Origin of the sequence: Streptomyces coryli, assembly GCF_011044975.1 — a bacterium.
GTDB lineage: Bacteria > Actinomycetota > Actinomycetes > Streptomycetales > Streptomycetaceae > Streptomyces > Streptomyces coryli.
Genome location: NZ_JAAKZV010000191.1, coordinates 1 through 16,118, shown reverse-complemented (window position 1 = coordinate 16,118; position 16,118 = coordinate 1). Strand labels below are relative to the sequence as shown.

14 protein-coding genes are annotated in these 16,118 nt (G+C 71.3%); 5 read left to right on the top strand and 9 right to left on the bottom strand.

Annotated features, from left to right (window positions below; translation table 11 throughout):
• Positions 1 to 52 precede the first annotated feature (52 nt).
• On the bottom strand, positions 53 to 724 hold the full coding sequence (gene nucS / locus G5C51_RS30705; protein WP_165242034.1) for an endonuclease NucS: 672 nt from the start codon (positions 722 to 724) through the stop codon (positions 53 to 55).
• Positions 725 to 899: 175 nt separating this feature from the next.
• Here nucS and G5C51_RS30700 point away from each other — a divergent pair, with 175 nt between their 5' ends.
• Entirely contained in the window at positions 900 to 1,292 is a 393-nt protein-coding gene (locus G5C51_RS30700; RefSeq protein ID WP_165242032.1) for an SCO5389 family protein, read from the top strand.
• Positions 1,293 to 1,362: 70 nt separating this feature from the next.
• Here the strand turns inward: G5C51_RS30700 and G5C51_RS30695 are convergent, their stop codons facing one another.
• The 6 genes from G5C51_RS30695 to mce form a co-directional block, all read right to left on the bottom strand.
• Positions 1,363 to 2,421, bottom strand: a complete 1,059-nt coding sequence (locus tag G5C51_RS30695; protein ID WP_165242030.1) for an LLM class flavin-dependent oxidoreductase — start codon at positions 2,419 to 2,421, stop codon at positions 1,363 to 1,365.
• 609 nt (positions 2,422 to 3,030) lie between these two features.
• The gene (locus G5C51_RS30685) at positions 3,031 to 3,813 is read right to left on the bottom strand and encodes an ABC transporter permease (protein ID WP_165242026.1); all 783 of its coding nucleotides are present in this window, start codon (positions 3,811 to 3,813) and stop codon (positions 3,031 to 3,033) included.
• Between the two features lie 6 nt (positions 3,814 to 3,819).
• Positions 3,820 to 4,875 carry an ABC transporter ATP-binding protein gene (locus G5C51_RS30680; RefSeq protein ID WP_165242024.1) on the bottom strand — a complete coding sequence of 352 codons (1,056 nt, stop codon included), beginning with the start codon at positions 4,873 to 4,875 and terminating at the stop codon, positions 3,820 to 3,822.
• A gap of 81 nt (positions 4,876 to 4,956) precedes the next feature.
• A complete protein-coding gene (locus G5C51_RS30675) occupies positions 4,957 to 5,895 on the bottom strand; it encodes a coiled-coil domain-containing protein (RefSeq protein WP_165242022.1) in 939 nt (312 codons plus the stop codon).
• Between the two features lie 115 nt (positions 5,896 to 6,010).
• The gene (gene scy / locus G5C51_RS30670; protein ID WP_338118364.1) at positions 6,011 to 9,400 is read right to left on the bottom strand and encodes a polarized growth protein Scy; all 3,390 of its coding nucleotides are present in this window, start codon (positions 9,398 to 9,400) and stop codon (positions 6,011 to 6,013) included.
• A gap of 154 nt (positions 9,401 to 9,554) precedes the next feature.
• Positions 9,555 to 10,004: a methylmalonyl-CoA epimerase gene (gene mce / locus G5C51_RS30665; protein ID WP_165242020.1), complete on the bottom strand. Its 450-nt coding sequence runs from the start codon at positions 10,002 to 10,004 to the stop codon at positions 9,555 to 9,557.
• Positions 10,005 to 10,136: 132 nt separating this feature from the next.
• Between mce and G5C51_RS30660 the strand changes: the two genes are divergently transcribed.
• Together G5C51_RS30660 and meaB are read left to right on the top strand one after the other, a co-directional pair.
• Complete coding sequence (locus tag G5C51_RS30660; protein WP_165242018.1) at positions 10,137 to 11,342, top strand: acetyl-CoA C-acetyltransferase; 1,206 nt, start codon at positions 10,137 to 10,139, stop codon at positions 11,340 to 11,342.
• Between the two features lie 43 nt (positions 11,343 to 11,385).
• A complete protein-coding gene (gene meaB, locus G5C51_RS30655; RefSeq protein WP_165242016.1) occupies positions 11,386 to 12,345 on the top strand; it encodes a methylmalonyl Co-A mutase-associated GTPase MeaB in 960 nt (319 codons plus the stop codon).
• Positions 12,346 to 12,410: 65 nt separating this feature from the next.
• Here meaB and G5C51_RS30650 read toward each other — a convergent pair whose 3' ends face one another.
• Positions 12,411 to 13,343, bottom strand: coding sequence for a PepSY domain-containing protein (locus G5C51_RS30650; RefSeq protein ID WP_165242014.1), 933 nt, complete (start codon positions 13,341 to 13,343; stop codon positions 12,411 to 12,413).
• A gap of 50 nt (positions 13,344 to 13,393) precedes the next feature.
• Positions 13,394 to 13,885, bottom strand: a complete 492-nt coding sequence (locus tag G5C51_RS30645) for a PepSY domain-containing protein (protein ID WP_165242012.1) — start codon at positions 13,883 to 13,885, stop codon at positions 13,394 to 13,396.
• A gap of 121 nt (positions 13,886 to 14,006) precedes the next feature.
• Here G5C51_RS30645 and G5C51_RS30640 point away from each other — a divergent pair, with 121 nt between their 5' ends.
• Positions 14,007 to 14,672 carry a response regulator transcription factor gene (locus tag G5C51_RS30640; RefSeq protein ID WP_165242010.1) on the top strand — a complete coding sequence of 222 codons (666 nt, stop codon included), beginning with the start codon at positions 14,007 to 14,009 and terminating at the stop codon, positions 14,670 to 14,672.
• Positions 14,665 to 16,077: a sensor histidine kinase gene (locus tag G5C51_RS30635; RefSeq protein WP_165242008.1), complete on the top strand. Its 1,413-nt coding sequence runs from the start codon at positions 14,665 to 14,667 to the stop codon at positions 16,075 to 16,077. The genes G5C51_RS30640 and G5C51_RS30635 overlap by 8 nt, the downstream gene beginning before the upstream one ends.
• The last annotated feature ends 41 nt before the right edge of the window (positions 16,078 to 16,118 follow it).

Below are 16,118 nucleotides of genomic sequence, written 5' to 3'. Positions count from 1 at the left end.
GTTCTAGGCGGCGGGTGGGCAAAGCGACCCACCCGCCGCCTAGAACAGTCGCCTAAAAGAGCCGCAGCTTCTCGTCGTCGATCCCGCGCAGCGCGTCGTAATCAAGCACCGCGCACTGTATTCCGCGGTCCTCCGCCAGCACCCGCGCCTGCGGCTTGATCTCCTGGGCCGCGAACACGCCCTTGACCGGCGCCAGATGGGGATCCCGGTTGAGCAGCTCCAGATATCGCGTGAGCTGCTCGACACCGTCGATCTCCCCGCGGCGCTTGATCTCCACCGCCACGGTCTTGCCGTCCGCGTCCCGGCCGAGGATGTCAACGGGCCCGATCGCCGTGGGGAATTCGCGGCGGATCAGCGACCAGCCCTCGCCCAGCGTCTCCATCCGGTCGGCGAGCAGCTCCTGCAGATGCGCCTCGACGCCGTCCTTCACCAGACCCGGGTCCACGCCGAGCTCATGCGACGAGTCGTGCATGACTTCCTCGAGCGTGATGATCAATTTCTCGCCAGCCTTGTTCACCACGGTCCAGACGTCCACGCCGTCCTTTTGCCCCTCTTTCAAGGTGCACGGGGGAGACATCCAGTTGAGGGGCTTATAGGCGCGGTCGTCGGCGTGAATGGAAACGCTGCCGTCCGCCTTCACCAGGATCAAGCGGGGAGCAGAGGCGAGATGGGCGGTGAGGCGTCCGGCGTAGTCGACGGAGCAGCGGGCGATCACGAGGCGCATGGTCGGTCACGTTACCAGTGGCCGGTCTTATGCCCATTCTGGTGGTGGGGCCGCATCCGCCCCCTTACCGTGGAAGCAGGCGGTCGCCAGACGTTCACTGTCCGTGGCGTCCGCTTGTCCTGTCCACAAGGCTCCGGCGCCAGGTCCCTGTCCGGAGCCGCGAGAGGAGAAACTCATGTCGCTGGACGTCTCACCGGCGCTGCTCGATCAGGCCGAGCGAGGCGAGGTCGACGAAGCTCAATTCGTCGACTGCGTCCGGACCTCACTGCCGTACGCCTGGGAAATGATCAGCTCGCTGGTCGCCCAGTTGAAGGTGGACGGCGGGGAGTTCGCTGACAATGAGGTGCCGCCGCCGGACGAGCAGGCACGAGGTCAGCTGCTCCGGGCACTGGCGAGCGACGCGATTCGCGGCGCACTCCAGCGCCACTTCGGCGTACGACTCGCTTTCCAGAACTGCCACCGGGTGGCGGTCTTCCCGCTCGACCCCTCGGTCGACGAGACGCTCGCACGCTTCACTTCGGTGCGCAACCAGCTGCTCAACCAGTCGCCGGAGCTGCGTGACTGCTGATCCGGCCCGATAGGCACCACCCGCACGAACCGTGGTGCATCCGCTGCCGCTCCAGCCGCCGTCTCGGCGCTCAAGCCATCCCCACCCGCATGGGGCTTTTGCTGTCGAGGAGCGGCAGCACCTCGGCACCCAGCCGCGCCACATTCTGCTCCGTGGCATCCAGATCTCCCGAACCCTCCACCAGCAGCGCGAAGCGCGTGATGCCGGTGCGCTCGGCGGTGGCCGCGAGCCGGTCGGCCGCGAGCCGCGGCGGGCCGACGGCGTGCAGCCGGGTGAGGAGTTCGGTATACGCATAGGGGTCGCGCATCGTGCGCTGCCGGCCGTCCACCGTGACATGCGCGCCAAGTCCCGTACGCAGCCAGCCCGGCATGGCCTTCATCAGCGCCTCCGCGGCATCTCGCTGCCGATCCCCGATCTGCGCGACGCCGGCGGACACATGCGGGGCATCCGCCACCGCCTCGGGATGAACGCCGGCCTCCAGGGCCGTACGCCGCCAGAGCCCGACCATCTCGGCCTTCTCGTCATCCCCGCAGTGCATCCCCAGCAGCATCGGCAGCCCGCGCTCGGCGGCCAGCCTCACGGACCCGGGGGAGGTGCAGGCGACGACCACCGGCGGCCCCTGCTCGGCCCCTATGGCGTCGTCCGCCCGCGGCACGACGGCGACTTCACGGAACTGATACCGCTCCCCGGCGGCGCTCACGCGCGGCTCGCGCAGCCAGCGCAGCAGCAGGTCGAGCGACTCGGGGAAGCCCTTCTCGTACGCCTCCACGCCGCTGCCGAAGACCTCCAGGTCCACCCACGGTCCGCCGCGGCCGACCCCGAGCGTGAAGCGGCCGCCGGAGGTGATGTGCAGCAGCGCGGCCTGCTCGCCGAGCGCCACCGGGTGCTGCGTGGGCAGCACGCTCACCGCGGTGCCGACGCCGATGCGCCTGGTGCGGCCCAGCAGATAGCCGGCGAGGGTGACGGCGGACGGGCAGGTGCCGTACGGGACGAAGTGGTGCTCGGCGAGCCATACGGCGTCGAGCCCGGCCAGCTCGGCGGTCTCGGCGCTGCGCACGGCCCGGTGCAGCGCTTCGGCCTGCCCCTGTCCCGGGAACTGCGCGCCGAGGATGAAGGCCCCTACTCGCATCCTTTCCCCCAGTTCGTCATATCGTCCGGTGATGCCCCCGTAGGCATTAACGAACGGCACGTGCCAAGGGCACGGTCGCGGTTGGCGATGTGGTGCTGATTCTGGTGGAGAGCGGTCTCGCGGATCACAGCTTGCCCGGAGCCTATGACAGCGGCCGGATAGCCTGGTAAGGGCCGTGTGGCCCCATGTGGACAAGAGAAAGGCCGGGTACCGCATGTCTCCGCGACGAAACCGTCCGCGCAATGCCGCCGGGGGCGGCGGTGACAGCGGTTTCATGCCGCGCGCGTACTCGGAGCGGCGGGAGTCGTGGCGCGGCGAGGACTGGCTGGTCAGATCGGTGGGCGGCGGCGCGGGCGGTAAGAGCTACCGCTGCCCGGGCTGCGACCAGGAGGTCGCGGGCCCCACCCCCCACGTGGTCGCCTGGCCGGAACACGCAGGCGCCGACGACCGCCGCCACTGGCACACGGCGTGTTGGAGCGCGCGGGAGCGCAGGGGCGCACGCGACCTTCGACCGGGACGGGCCCCGCGATACTGATCGCCTTGCGGCGGGCTTCGGCGCCGCGCGCCAGGGCTATGCCACCCACCCACCCGCCGAGCCGAGCGCAGCGGTTACGCGTCGCGGTTCTTCAGTACCAGGAAGCCGCCGACCAGGGCCGCCGCTACCCACAGCAGCATGATTCCCAGGCCGCCCCACGGGCCGTAGGGCGCCTTTTCGCCGCCCATCGCGTCCGGGACGACCTGCATGATCTTCGAGCCCGCCTGGTCCGGGAAATACCGGGCGACCTTCTTCGCGCCCGGCACCGCGGACAGGATCTGTGAGATCAGGAAGAAGAACGGCATCAGGATGCCCAGCGACAGCATCGAGCTGCGCAGCATCGTGGCGACGCCCATCGAGAAGAGGGCGATCAGCGCCATGTAGAGGCCGCCGCCGACCACCGCGCGCAGCACGTTGTCCTCGCCGAGCGTCGTGCGCAGCTCAGAGCCCAGCAGCGCCTGGCCGAGGAAGAAGGACAGGAAGCTCGTCGCCAGGCCGACGACCAGCGCCAGCACCGTGGCCACCGCGATCTTGCTGAACAGGAACGTCCCGCGCTGCGGCACCGACGACAGCGACGAGCGGATCGAGCCGGAGCTGTACTCCGTGCCCACCACCAGCACACCGAAGACGATCATCGCCAGCTGCCCCAGCATCATCCCGGAGAAGCTGATGAACGTCGGGTCGAAGGTCGCCTTCTCGACATTGCTGAGATCGTCGAAGGTCGACTTCATCAGCGCCGAGAGCGCCGCGCTCAGCGCGACGGTCACCAGCAGCGCGGTGGCCAGCGTCCACGTCGTGGAGGACACCGTACGGATCTTGGTCCACTCCGACTTCAGGACCGCGGGAATCGATGCCATCGTCGTTCAGCCCTTTCCCTGACCCTGATCCTGGTCCGGACCCGGGCCTTGACCCCAGCCCCCGCCCCACTGCTGCTGCGGCGGAGGCGGCGCCGCGCCCGGCGGCATCTGCGGCGGCGGCATCGGCGCCCCGCCCACACCGGACGGAGTGTCGAGATTGTGCGCGTGATATTCCACGGACCCCGCCGTCATCTGCATGAACGCCTCCTCCAGCGAGGCCTGCTGCGGGCTCAGCTCATGCAGCGTGATCTGGTTCTGCGCGGCAAGCTCGCCGATGCCCTTCGCCGCGCCCACGCCGTCGATCTCGAACGACCCGTCGCCCACCTCGATCGCCGTCACACCGGCCCGGTGGAAGACATCCCGCAGCCGCTCCTGCTGCGGGCTGCGCACCCGCACGTACGACCGTGAATTCGCCGCGATGAAGTCGGCCATCGAGGTGTCCGCCAGCAGCTTCCCCTGCCCGATGACGATCAGGTGGTCCGCCGTCAGCGCCATCTCGCTCATCAGGTGGGACGACACGAAGACCGTGCGGCCCTGGGCCGCCAGATTCTTCATCAGATTACGGATCCAGTGGATGCCCTCGGGGTCGAGGCCGTTCACCGGCTCGTCGAACATCAGGATCCGCGGGTCGCCGAGCAGCGCGAAGGCGATGCCGAGGCGCTGGCCCATGCCGAGCGAGAAGCCCTTGGACTTCTTCTTCGCCACCGCGGTGAGGCCCACGATGTCGAGGACCTCGCCGACCCGGCGCTCCGGAATCCGGTTGGCCTGGGCGTAGCAGAGCAGGTTGTTGTACGCGCTGCGGCCGCCGTGGAAGGCCTTGGCGTCCAGCAGCGCGCCCATGTATTTCAGCGGCTCGGCGAGCTCCCGGTAGCGCTGCCCGTCGATGCGGACGCGCCCCGCCGTCGGGTTGTCGAGGTCGAGCATCATCCGCATCGTGGTCGACTTGCCGGCGCCGTTCGGGCCGAGAAAGCCCGTCACATGGCCGGGGTGCACCTGGAAGGACAGGTTGTCGACAGCGGTCTTCTGCCCATACCGCTTCGTGAGCTGTTCGACCTCGATCATGTGACGACCCTATGCGCACGGAACGGCCCCCGCATCCCGTACAGGACATGGGGGCCGATCAGTTCACCAGAGATTCAGGCGTCAGTTTCCGCTCTGCTGCGCCGGCACCGTGGCGGCGCTGTCGCTGGCCTCCGGGTTGGCCTGGGCGGCGACGGCCGCGCCGGTGAGCGTGGCCAGCATCTCGCGCACGTTGGTGAGCTGCGCGTTGATCGAGTCGCGGCGGTTGGTGAGGGCCGCGAGCTCGCGCTCGGACTCGCTGCGGATCCGGTCGGCCTTGGCGTTGGCGTCGGCCACGATGTCCTCGGCCTGGCGCTGCGCGGTCTCCACCGTCTGGCGGGCCCGGCGCTCGGCGTCGGTGCGCAGCTTCTCGGCCTCGAGGCGGAGCTGCTCGGCGCGGTGCTCGATCTCGGCGAGCCGCTTCTCGGCCTTGGCCTGGCGGTTGGCGAGGTCGCGCTCGGACTGCTCCCGGCGCTTGGCCAGGTTGGTCTCGAAGTCGGCGGCGGCCTGTGCGGCCTTGGCGCGGGTGTCCTCGAAGAGGCTGTCCGCCTCCTCGCGCTTGGACTGCGCGTCCTTCTGCGCCTCGGCCCGCAGCGCGGACGCCTCGCCCTTCGCCTTCTCGACGATCCGGGCGCCCTCGTCCTCGGCCTTGGACTTGCGCTCGGCGGCGAAGGCCTCGGCGTCATTGCGCACCTGCTGGGCGGCGGACTCGGCAAGCTCGCGGTGCTGCTCGGCGGCCCGGCGGGCCTCCTCGCGCAGGTCCTTGGCCTCCTCCTCGGCGAGGCGGAGGATCTTCTCAACCCGCGCGCCGAGGCCCGCATACGACGGCTCGGCCTCATTGACCTGGGCCTGTGCGTTCTGCGTCTCGAGGTGCAGCTCCTCGATGCGCTTCTCGAGGGCGGTGATACGCGCGAGCGCGCTGTCGCGATCGGCGACGAGCTTGGTGATGCGCTCGTTCACCTGTTCGCGGTCGTATCCACGCCGCACGAGCTCGAAGCCGAAGGGGGAGGAAGTGTCGCTCATGGGGTTCCTGTCGAAAGAGACCGGGTGAGGTGATAGAGGGAATCTTAGGGGGGCGCGCGGAGTGTCGAAGCGTCAATTCAGGTTTGATCTGGAGAATGACCCTTCTTTCGAGTGGCTAGTCACCGGACGGCTTGCCACCCGATCGTGTCACTCCTGCGCCCGCACCCGCCTTGACGCCGTTTCCGCTGCCGGCGGCACCACCGCCGGTGGCTGATTTGCCACCCCCGGCGGGCGGGGACTCGAAGGATTCGAGCGCCTCGAGGACGTCCTGTACCCGCGAGATCTCGGCGTTGATGTCCTCGCGTCTGCGGGTGAGGGTGTCCAGTTCGCGCCGGCCCTCGTCGACGATCCGCTTGGCCTCGTTCTTCGCCTCGATCTTCATGCGCTCGGCCTCGTCGTAGGCCTCGGTCTGCTTCTTCTCGGCGTCGTTCAGCAGCGTCTCGGCCTTCTTCACCGCGGCGATACGGACCTTGCCGGCCTCGCCGTTGGCTTCCGTGACGATCTGCTTGGCCTTCGACTCGGCCTCGGTGAGCTGCTCGTTGGCGGCGGCGACCAGCTTGTCGACGCGCTCGCCCGCGGCCCGTACCGCCTCCGCGGTCTCGCGCCGGGCGCGCTCGTGCAGCTCCTCGATCTCGGCGTCGGTGCGGGCGCGCAGCTCCTCGGCGCGCTCGCGGATGGCCGTGGCGTCGCGGCGGGCCTCGGTGAGCATGGTGTCGGAGTCCGTACGGGACTTCTCCACCAGCTCGTTGGACTCGGCGGTGGCGGAGCTGAGCAGCCGCTCGGACTCCCGGCGGGCGGCGGCGACCATCTTGTCCGCCTGCTCCTCGGCGGCGGCGGCCGCGCGCAGCGCCTCGGCCTGCGCCTTCTCCACCAGCTTGTCGGCCTGCTCGGCGGCCTCCCGGCGGCGCTGGGCGGCGTCCGTACGGGACGAGTCGAGGGTCTGCTCGGCCTCGCTGCGCATCCGCTCGGCCTCGGCGATCGCGTCGGAAACGGTCTGCTCCGCCAGGGACTTGGCGGCGTCCGTCTCCTCCTTGGTCTCGCGGCGGAGGGTGGCGGCGTAGTGCTCGGCGGCGGAGCGCAGGCCGGAGATCTCCTCCTCGGCCTGCTCGTGCAGATCCTTGACGGATTCCCGTACCTGCTGGGCGGTGGCCTCGGCGGCGCCGACCAGGTCGCGGGAGCGGCGCTCGGCGTCCTGCAGCAGCCGCGCGGCCTCCGCCTGCGCCTCCTCGACCCGCTTACGGGCGGTGGCCAGCAGCTCGTCGCTCTGTTCGCGGGCCTGGCCGCGCTCGCGGTCGGCGTCCTGGCGGGCGGAGGAGAGCAGCTCCTCGGCCTCGCGGCGGCGCCGTCCGGCCTCTTCCTGGGCGGCCTTGAGGGCCTCGGCGGCCTCGGTGGACTGCCGCTCGGCGGCGGAGGCGGCGTCGCCGCGGATCCGGTCGGCGGTCTCCTGCGCCTCGGAGCGCAGCCGCTCGGCCTCTTCGGTGGCATCGGCGTGCAGCCGTACGGCGGCGGACTCGGCCTCGGCGCGGGCGGCGGCCGCGGCGGCCTGCGCCTCGGTGCGCATCCGGTTGGCCTCGTCCTCGGCCTGCGACTGCAGGGAACGCAGCCGGTCGGCGGCCTCGGCGCGCAGCCGGTCGGTCTCCTCGGCGGCCTCGCGGCGGATCCGCTCGGCCTCGGCGCGGGCGTCGGTGAGGGACTCCTCGGCGGCGACTATCCGCTTCTCCGCCTCGCCGTGCAGCCGGGTGAGCTCCTCGCCCATCTCCTGCCGCTTGGCCTCCATGGCGGCCTCGGCGTCGGCCCGGGTCTTACGGGCGGCCTCCTCGGCCGCCGTGGTGATCCGGCCGGCCTCGGTCTCGGCCTGCTCGCGCAGCTCCTGCGCCTCGGCCTGCGCCTTCTCCAGCGCCTCGTCGGCCTGCTTGCGCAGCCCGGTGGCCCGCTCGATGGCCTCGCCGCGCACCCGCTCGCCCTCGGCAGCCGCGGTCTCGCGCAGCTCCTCGGCGTCGGCGCCGGCCTTGGCCAGCAGCTCCTCGGCGGAGGACGCGGCCTCCTCGATCTTGGCGACCGCCTCGCGGCGGGCCTCGCCGCGGATCCGCTCGCCCTCGGCGACGGCGTCCGCGCGCAGCTGCTCGGCCTCCGAGCGCAGCCGCCCGGCCTCGTCCTGCAGCTCCTTGGTCTTCGCCCGGAAGGCCGCGGTGTCGTCCTTGGCCGCGCCCTTGAGCTGCTCCGCCGCCTCGGCGGCCTCGCTCTCCCGCCGCTCGGCCTCGGCGGCCGCCTCGGAACGGATCTTCTCCGCTTCCTTGGCCGCCTTGTCGATGGTGGCCTTGGCGTCGGCGGACGCCTTCGCCAGGACGTCCTCGGCGGTCTTCGCCGCCTTGGCGACCTGGTTGGCGCTCTCCTCGGCCGATTTCGTACGGGCCGTCTCCTCGGCCTCGGCAACCAGCGCCTCACCGCGGGCACGGGCGTCGGCGAGGGCCTGCTCGGCCTCCGCCTTGATCTTCTCCGCGTCCTTGGTGGCCTCGGCGACCAGCCGGGCCGTCTGGGTGCGGGTGGTGGCCATCCGCTGGTCGGCGCCGGCCTCGGCGTCGGCGACCTTCTTCTCGGCCTGCTCGGCGGCCTGCGCGACCAGCCGGTCCGCTTCGGTACGGGCTTCGCGGAGCTTCGCCTCGGCGTCGGTCATCCGCTGCTCGGCCTGCCGCTGCGCCTCGACGGCCTTCTGGCGGGCCTCCTCGGACTCGCTCGCGGTGGTGGAGCGCAGCTGCTCGGCATGCGAGGTGGCCTCGGCGGCCTGGCTGGAGGCGGACTGCAGCAGCCGCTCGGCGTCCGCGCGGGCCCGGCGCAGGATCTCCTCGGCCTCGCTGCGGGCGGCCTCGGCGTCGGAGCCCGCACGGTGGCGGGCCTGCTCGGTGATCCGCTGGGCCTCGGCCCGGGCATTGGCGACGGCCTGCTCAGCCTCGGCCCGGGACTCGTCCATCAGCCGGCGGGCCTGCGCCTCGGTGCGGGTGCGCAGCTGTTCGGCCCAGGAGACGTTCTCATTGACATGCGTCTCGACGCTGGTGCGGCGCTCGGTGAGCTCCTGGTCGAGCCGCTGCCGCCGGGCGATCGCCTCGGCGTGCAGGTCGGCCTCCATGCGGGCCTGCCGCTCGGCCTGCTCCTGCAGCAGCCGCTGCGCCTGGGCGCGGGCCTCGCGCACCTCGCGCTCGGCGTCGGTGCGCATCTGGTCGGCCTGCAGCTGGGCATTGCGCAGCAGCTGCTCGGCCTGGTGGGAGACATTGTCGAACGAGGTGCGCTGGCTCAGCCCGCGGCGCGCTTCATGCAGCTTGGCGCGCAGGACCTCAACCTGATAGCCGAGGTCCTCAGCATGCTGGACGGCCTTCGCCCGCTCCTTCTTCAGCCGCTCGATCTCGGCTTCGAACTGGGAGAGGCCGTCAAGACTGGCCTGGCGCGCGACGGCAGGTGCTTCGCTGCCGTAGCTGCCGTGATCAGTCCCGTAGCGGTCGTAGCCCCGCACTGCGCGGTCCCATCCGTCCCCTGGTCGGTCATCGAACGCCGGGCCGCGTTCTTACGGTGCTGCTGCCCGGTGTCTGCAATGAATGGTGTCAGATCATCAGGCCGCCCCATGCCGGGACGGCCCCCTGCACTCTACCGGCCGCGGAAGCGGAAGGTCAGTGTGCGTCTGAAGCGTCAGCCTTGCGAGACGCTGCCGTGACGAGCTCGGTGAGCACGCCGTGGCAGTCCTTCGGATGCAGGAAGGTAATACGAGAACCCATCGAACCGATGCGCGGCTCGTCGTACAGCACTCGCACACCCTTGTCGCGGATGGCCTCGCTGTCCCCGTCGACGTCGGCGGTCCCGAAGGCGATGTGATGGACCCCCTCGCCGTTCTTGGCGAGCCACTTGCCGACCGCGGAATCCTCCCGGGTCGGCTCCAGCAGCTGCAGATACGAGGCGCCGCCGTCCGAGGTCTCGTTGATCTTGAGCATGGCCTCGCGTACGCCCTGCTCCTCATTGATCTCTTCGTGGAAGACGGTGAAGCCGTACGTCCGGCGGTAGAACTCGACGGTGACGTCGAGGTCATGACAGGCGATCCCGATGTGGTCGATGCGCGTCAGCATGGTCCAAGTGCACCGCCCGCACGCATGGTCACGCAACGTGCGGACGGTCACAGCGCCGGACCGGTGACCGGGCGGTGACCCGTCAGTAGGGTGAGATTAACCCTCGTTCACTCCTTACCGAAGGGGTCAGGAATGACTGGCACCACCGGCACCACCTCAGTGATCGTCGCAGGAGCCCGAACGCCCATGGGGCGGCTGCTCGGCTCCCTCAAGTCCTTCTCCGGCGCGGACCTCGGCGGCTTCGCCATCAAGGCGGCGCTCGACCGGGCCGGCATCGGCGGCGACCAGGTCGAGTACGTGATCATGGGGCAGGTGCTCCAGGCGGGGGCAGGGCAGATCCCCGCACGTCAGGCCGCCGTGAAGGCCGGCATCCCGATGAACGTGCCGGCGCTGACCGTCAACAAGGTCTGTCTGTCCGGTCTCGACGCGATCGCGCTGGCCGACCAGCTGATCCGCGCCGGCGAGTTCGACGTCGTCGTCGCCGGCGGCCAGGAGTCGATGACCAACGCCCCGCACCTGCTGCCGAAGTCCCGGGAGGGCTTCAAGTACGGCGCCGTCGAGATGCTCGACGCGATGGCGTACGACGGTCTGACGGACCCGTGGGAGGAGATCCCGATGGGTGCGTCGACCGAGAAGCACAACACCCGGCTCGGCATCCAGCGCGCCGAGCAGGACGAGATCGGCGCCCTGTCGCACCAGCGCGCGGCCGCGGCGCGGGAGAGCGGGGTCTTCGACGCGGAGATCACGCCGGTGGAGATCCCGCAGCGCAAGGGCGACCCGGTGCTGTTCGCCAAGGACGAGGGCATCCGCCCGGAGACGACGGCCGAATCCCTCGGGAAGCTGCGGCCCGCCTTCGGCAAGGAGGGCACCATTACGGCCGGGACCGCCTCGCAGATCTCGGACGGTGCGGCCGCCGTGGTCGTCATGAGCAAGGCGAAGGCCGAGGAGCTCGGGCTTTCCTGGATCGCCGAGATCGGCGCGCACGGGAATGTGGCCGGTCCCGACAACTCGCTGCAGTCGCAGCCTTCCAACGCGATTCAGCACGCGCTGAAGAAGGAAGGCCTGTCGGTGGAGGACCTCGATCTGATCGAGATCAACGAGGCCTTCGCGGCGGTCGCGGTGCAGTCGATGAAGGACCTCGGCGTTACGCCTGAAAAGGTGAACGTCAACGGTGGCGCGATTGCGCTGGGGCACCCGATCGGCATGTCGGGCGCGCGACTTGTGCTGCATCTGGCGCTTGAGCTCAAGCGGCGGGGCGGCGGTGTCGGTGCGGCCGCCCTGTGCGGGGGCGGCGGCCAGGGCGACGCGCTGGTCGTGCGGGTGCCGTCGCGCTCGTAAGGGACCAGGCCGGAACGGAAGTGCAGGAGCTGAGCGGAGAACCATGGCGGACGTAGCCCACCTCGTATCGCAGGCCCGGGAGGGCAATCCGCGTGCCGTCGCGCGGCTCATCTCGCTCGTCGAGGGAGCCGCCCCGGAGCTGCGCGAGGTCATGGCCACCCTCGCGCCGCTCTCCGGCAGCGCGCACGTCATCGGGATCACCGGCTCGCCGGGTGTCGGGAAGTCGACCTCCACGTCCGCGCTGGTCACCGCGTACCGGCAGCGCGGCAAGCGGGTCGGCGTGCTCGCCGTGGACCCGAGCTCGCCGTTCTCCGGCGGCGCGCTCCTCGGGGACCGGGTGCGGATGGGAGAGCACGCCTCCGACCCCGGCGTGTACATCCGGTCCATGGCCACCCGCGGCCACCTCGGCGGTCTGGCCTGGTCCGCGCCGCAGGCGATCCGCGTGCTCGACGCGGCCGGCTGCGACGTCGTCCTCGTCGAGACCGTCGGCGTCGGGCAGAGCGAGGTGGAGATCGCCGCGCAGGCCGACACCTCCGTCGTGCTGCTCGCGCCGGGCATGGGTGACGGGATCCAGGCCGCCAAGGCCGGGATCCTCGAGATCGGCGATGTCTTCGTCGTCAACAAGGCCGACCGCGACGGCGCCGACGCCACCGCCCGCGAGCTGAACCACATGCTCGGCCTCGGCGAGGCCCGCGGCCCCGGCGACTGGCGGCCGCCGATCGTCAAGACCGTCGCCGCCCGCGGCGAGGGCACCGACGAGGTCGTCGAGGCGCTGGAGAAGCACCGCGCCTGGATGGAGGAGCACGGGGTGCTCGCCGAGCGGCGGCTGAAGCGCGCGGCGCAGGAGGTCGAGACGATCGCCGTGACGGCGCTGCGCGAGCGGATCGCCGACCTGCACGGCGACAAGCGGCTCGGGGCGCTCGCGGAGCGGGTGGCCGGCGGCTCGCTGGATGCGTATTCGGCGGCGGACGAGCTGGTCGAGGGGTTGACCGGGGAGAAGTAGCGCAGGGGTGAGGGGCGGCGGGTCGTTTTCCACGGCCCGCCGCCCCTCTCGTATGCGCTGTCGCGTCAGGTCTGCGGCATCTGCCGGCCGGTCGCGGCGTTGAACGTCTGCTGGATGGAGTTGCCGCCATCCCACGACCGGGCGGTGAAGGCCTTCTGCCCGGCGTTGTAGACGATCTCCGTCGGGGTGCGGCCCGCGTCCGCGACGTGGTCCGAGACGGCGGCCACGCCGCTCGCCGCGGCCGCGGCGTTGCGGTGGTCGCGGATGTTGATGCGGTCGGACACGTCGGTGTTGCCGATGACCTTGCCGTTGCCCGGGTCGATGCTGACCTTGTGCAGCTCGCCGTTCTCGCCGAGCACCTCGACGTCCCAGGCCGCGCGGCCCTTGTCCGTCTCCAGGCTCTGCGCGGTCACGGTGCCGTCGAACCGGTCGGTGGCGCGGTCGCGGGCCTCGGCCGGGTTGATCTTGGCGCGCTCGACGGCCTGGCGGACCTGCGTCGGGTACGGCAGGTCCTCGCTGACCTGCACCGAGGAGGCGCCGAGCCGGCCGTTGTCCTCCTTGGAGGCGAACAGGCCGGCGAAGATGCCGGTGGTGGCGAGCGCCAGCAGGGCCAGCGGGAGCGCCCACTTGTAGTTCGGGCGCGGTACCTGGGCCGTGTGCGTCGTCGTCGTGGTGGTGACGGGGCGCTCAGGGGCGCGGGTGGCGCCGGTGTAGCGGGTGTCCCGGGCGGTGGAGGCCGCGGCGGGACGCGAGGTGTACTTCGCGCGCGCCGCCTCCGCGGTGGGCCGGCTCTCCCGGGTCGCGTACGAGCCGGAGACCGGCTTGGTCGCCTCGGTGACGTGCTCCTGCCCGGTCGTACGCGACGTGTCGTGGGCGGCCGGGGGAGCGCTGCGGTCGTTGCTGACCTGCGAGGACTCGGATACGAGATGAGTGTCGGGGGTGCCCGGTATGTCTTCCCGCGCGCGGCGGGCCGCATCCGGGTTCTCGGAGTTGGTCATGTCACCCAATCTCCGGCATCACACCCCCGGCGCAACTCGAACCGTGACGCTCAGTCGTCGTTGTCGACCGACTTCTCCAGGACCTTGGCATTTGCGGCGTCGATGGTCACGCTGTGCCACTTGCCGTCCTGGCCGAGCACGTCCACATCCCAGGCGGCGGGCCCGTGGTCGTCCTCATCGTCGAACTCGACCGAGTCGACATCACCGGGGACGGCCTTCAGGGCGGCTCCAGCGGCGTCGGAGGCGGAGACCTCGGCGTTCTGCAGGGCCTTCCGCTCGGCCTTGTCGTCCTGGTCGAGGTCGTCCTTGCCGTCGTCGTCCCGGTCGTCGCGGTCATCCCGGTCGTCGCGGGCGTCGTCGTCCTTGCCCTCGTCGTCCCGGTCGTCGTACTTGCCGTCGTCGTCGTGGTCCGCCTGCTGCGCCGCGGCCGCCTTCGGCTCGGGGCCGCTGCCGGAGTCGTCGCCCGCGGCGGCGACCGCGGTGGCGGTGCCGCCGCCGATGAGCAGGGCGGCGATGGAGGCGATGGCGATGTTGCGCTTCATGGTGGTGGACCCTTCCGTCGGGCTTCGTTCGCTGACGAGATCCACAGTGCCGAACCCATCCTGAAGCCACGCTGAAGGAACCTGAAGCGGCTTTCAGGTTCGAACTGCCACCCTTCTCCGTATGCGCCTGCTCATCGTCGAGGACGAAAAACGCCTCGCCACCTCCCTGGCCAAGGGGCTCACCGCCGAGGGCTTCGCCGTCGACCTCGCCCACGACGGCCGGGAGGGCCTGCATCTCGCCACCGAGGCCGAGTACGACCTGATCATCCTCGACATCATGCTGCCGCTGCTGAACGGCTACCGGGTGCTCGCCACCCTCCGCGCCGCCGGCGACGAGACGCCGGTGCTGATGCTCACCGCCAAGGACGGCGAGTACGACGAGGCCGAGGGCCTGGACACCGGCGCCGACGACTACCTGACCAAGCCGTTCTCGTACGTCGTCCTCCTCGCCCGCATCCGCGCCCTGCTGCGCCGCCGCGGCCGCACCGCGTCGCCGGTGCTGCGCGCCGGCGACCTGGCCGTCGACACCGCCGCCCGGCGGGTGCACCGCGGTGACGAGGAAGTGGTGCTCACCGCCAAGGAGTTCGCCGTGCTGGAGCACCTCGTGCAGCGGCCGGGCGAGGTCGTATCGAAGGCGGACATCCTCGAGCACGTCTGGGACTTCGCGTACGACGGCGATCCCAACATCGTCGAGGTCTACATCAGCGCCCTGCGCCGCAAGCTCGGCTCCCGGCTGATCCAGACGGTGCGCGGCGCCGGCTACCGGCTGGTGGCGCAGGATGGCTAGGCCCTTCAGGACCGTACGGGCCAGGGCCGCGCTCGCCGCGACCGCCGTGGTGGCCGCGGCGCTGCTGGTCGCGGGGATCGCGGTGACGCTGGCGCTGCGCGCCAACCTGCAGAACCAGGCCGGTCTGGAGGCCGAGGTGGCGGCCAGGGAGGTGGCGTCGCGGCTGGCCACGGGCACGCCGGTGGGCAAGCTCGACCTCGACGAGGACCACCCCGTGCAGGTCGTGGACGAGGACGACCGGGTGTGCGCGGTGAGCGAGGACCTGCAGGCGATCAGCGGCACGGTGTCCGGTTCTGTACGCCCGGCGTGCCCCGCGGACGGGGCCGGTTCCGGCTCCGGCGATGACGACGACGAGGCCGACGACCCCGGCGAGAGCGAGGTCTCCGACGACGACCCGGAACTCACCGACGGCAGCGCGACCATCGACGGCGAGCGCGGCCCGTACCGCTTCGCGGCCGTCGAGACGACCACCGCCGCCGGCGCGACCTACACCGTCTACGCGGGCGCCTCGCTGGAGACCCAGCAGAGCGCGGTCTCCACGGCCGTACGCTCCATGCTGATCGGCCTGCCCCCGCTGCTCGCCGTCGTCGCGGGCGTGACCTGGCTGGTCACCCGGCGGGCGCTGCGCCCCGTCGAGGGCATCCGCGGCGAGATGGCGGCGATCACCGCCTCCACGGATCTGTCGCGCCGCGTCCCCGAGCCGGACAGCGGCGACGAGATCGCCCGCCTGGCCCGTACGACGAACGAGACCCTCACCGCCCTGGAAGCCTCGGTGGACCGCCAGCGACGCTTCGTCGCCGACGCCTCGCACGAGCTGCGCAGCCCGATCGCGTCGCTCCGCACGCAGCTGGAGGTGGCCGAAGCCCACCCGGAACTGCTCGACATCGGCGGCGCGGTGGCGGACACGGTCCGGCTGCAGGGCCTGGCAGCCGACCTGCTGCTGCTCGCCCGCCTGGACGCGGGGGAGGAGCCGCGGAACGGCCAGGTGTCGCTGGCGGATGTCGTACGGGAGGCCGCCGGGCGGCGATCGAAGGTCCACTGCGGTGAGCTCGACGAGGTCGAGATCACGGGCTCGCGCGGCCAGCTGGAGCGGGTGCTGGCGAACCTCCTCGACAACGCGGAGCGCCATGCCGCGGACCGGGTCGACGTCTCGCTGCGGCGGGAGGAGGGCAAGGCCGTGCTGCGGGTCGCGGACGACGGACCCGGGGTGCCGGCCGCCGACCGGGAGCGGATCTTCGAGCGCTTCGTCCGGCTGGACGAGGCGCGGGCCCGGGACGACGGGGGCGCGGGGCTGGGGCTGGCGATCGTGCGCGATGTGGTCGTACGCCATGGAGGCCAGGTCACGGTGGGCGACGGACCGCGCGGTGGGGCCTGCTTCACCATGCGGCTGCCGGCGGTGAGGTAGCGCGGGCCGGCCCCCCTGCTGTGCCGGAGACAGCGACGGGC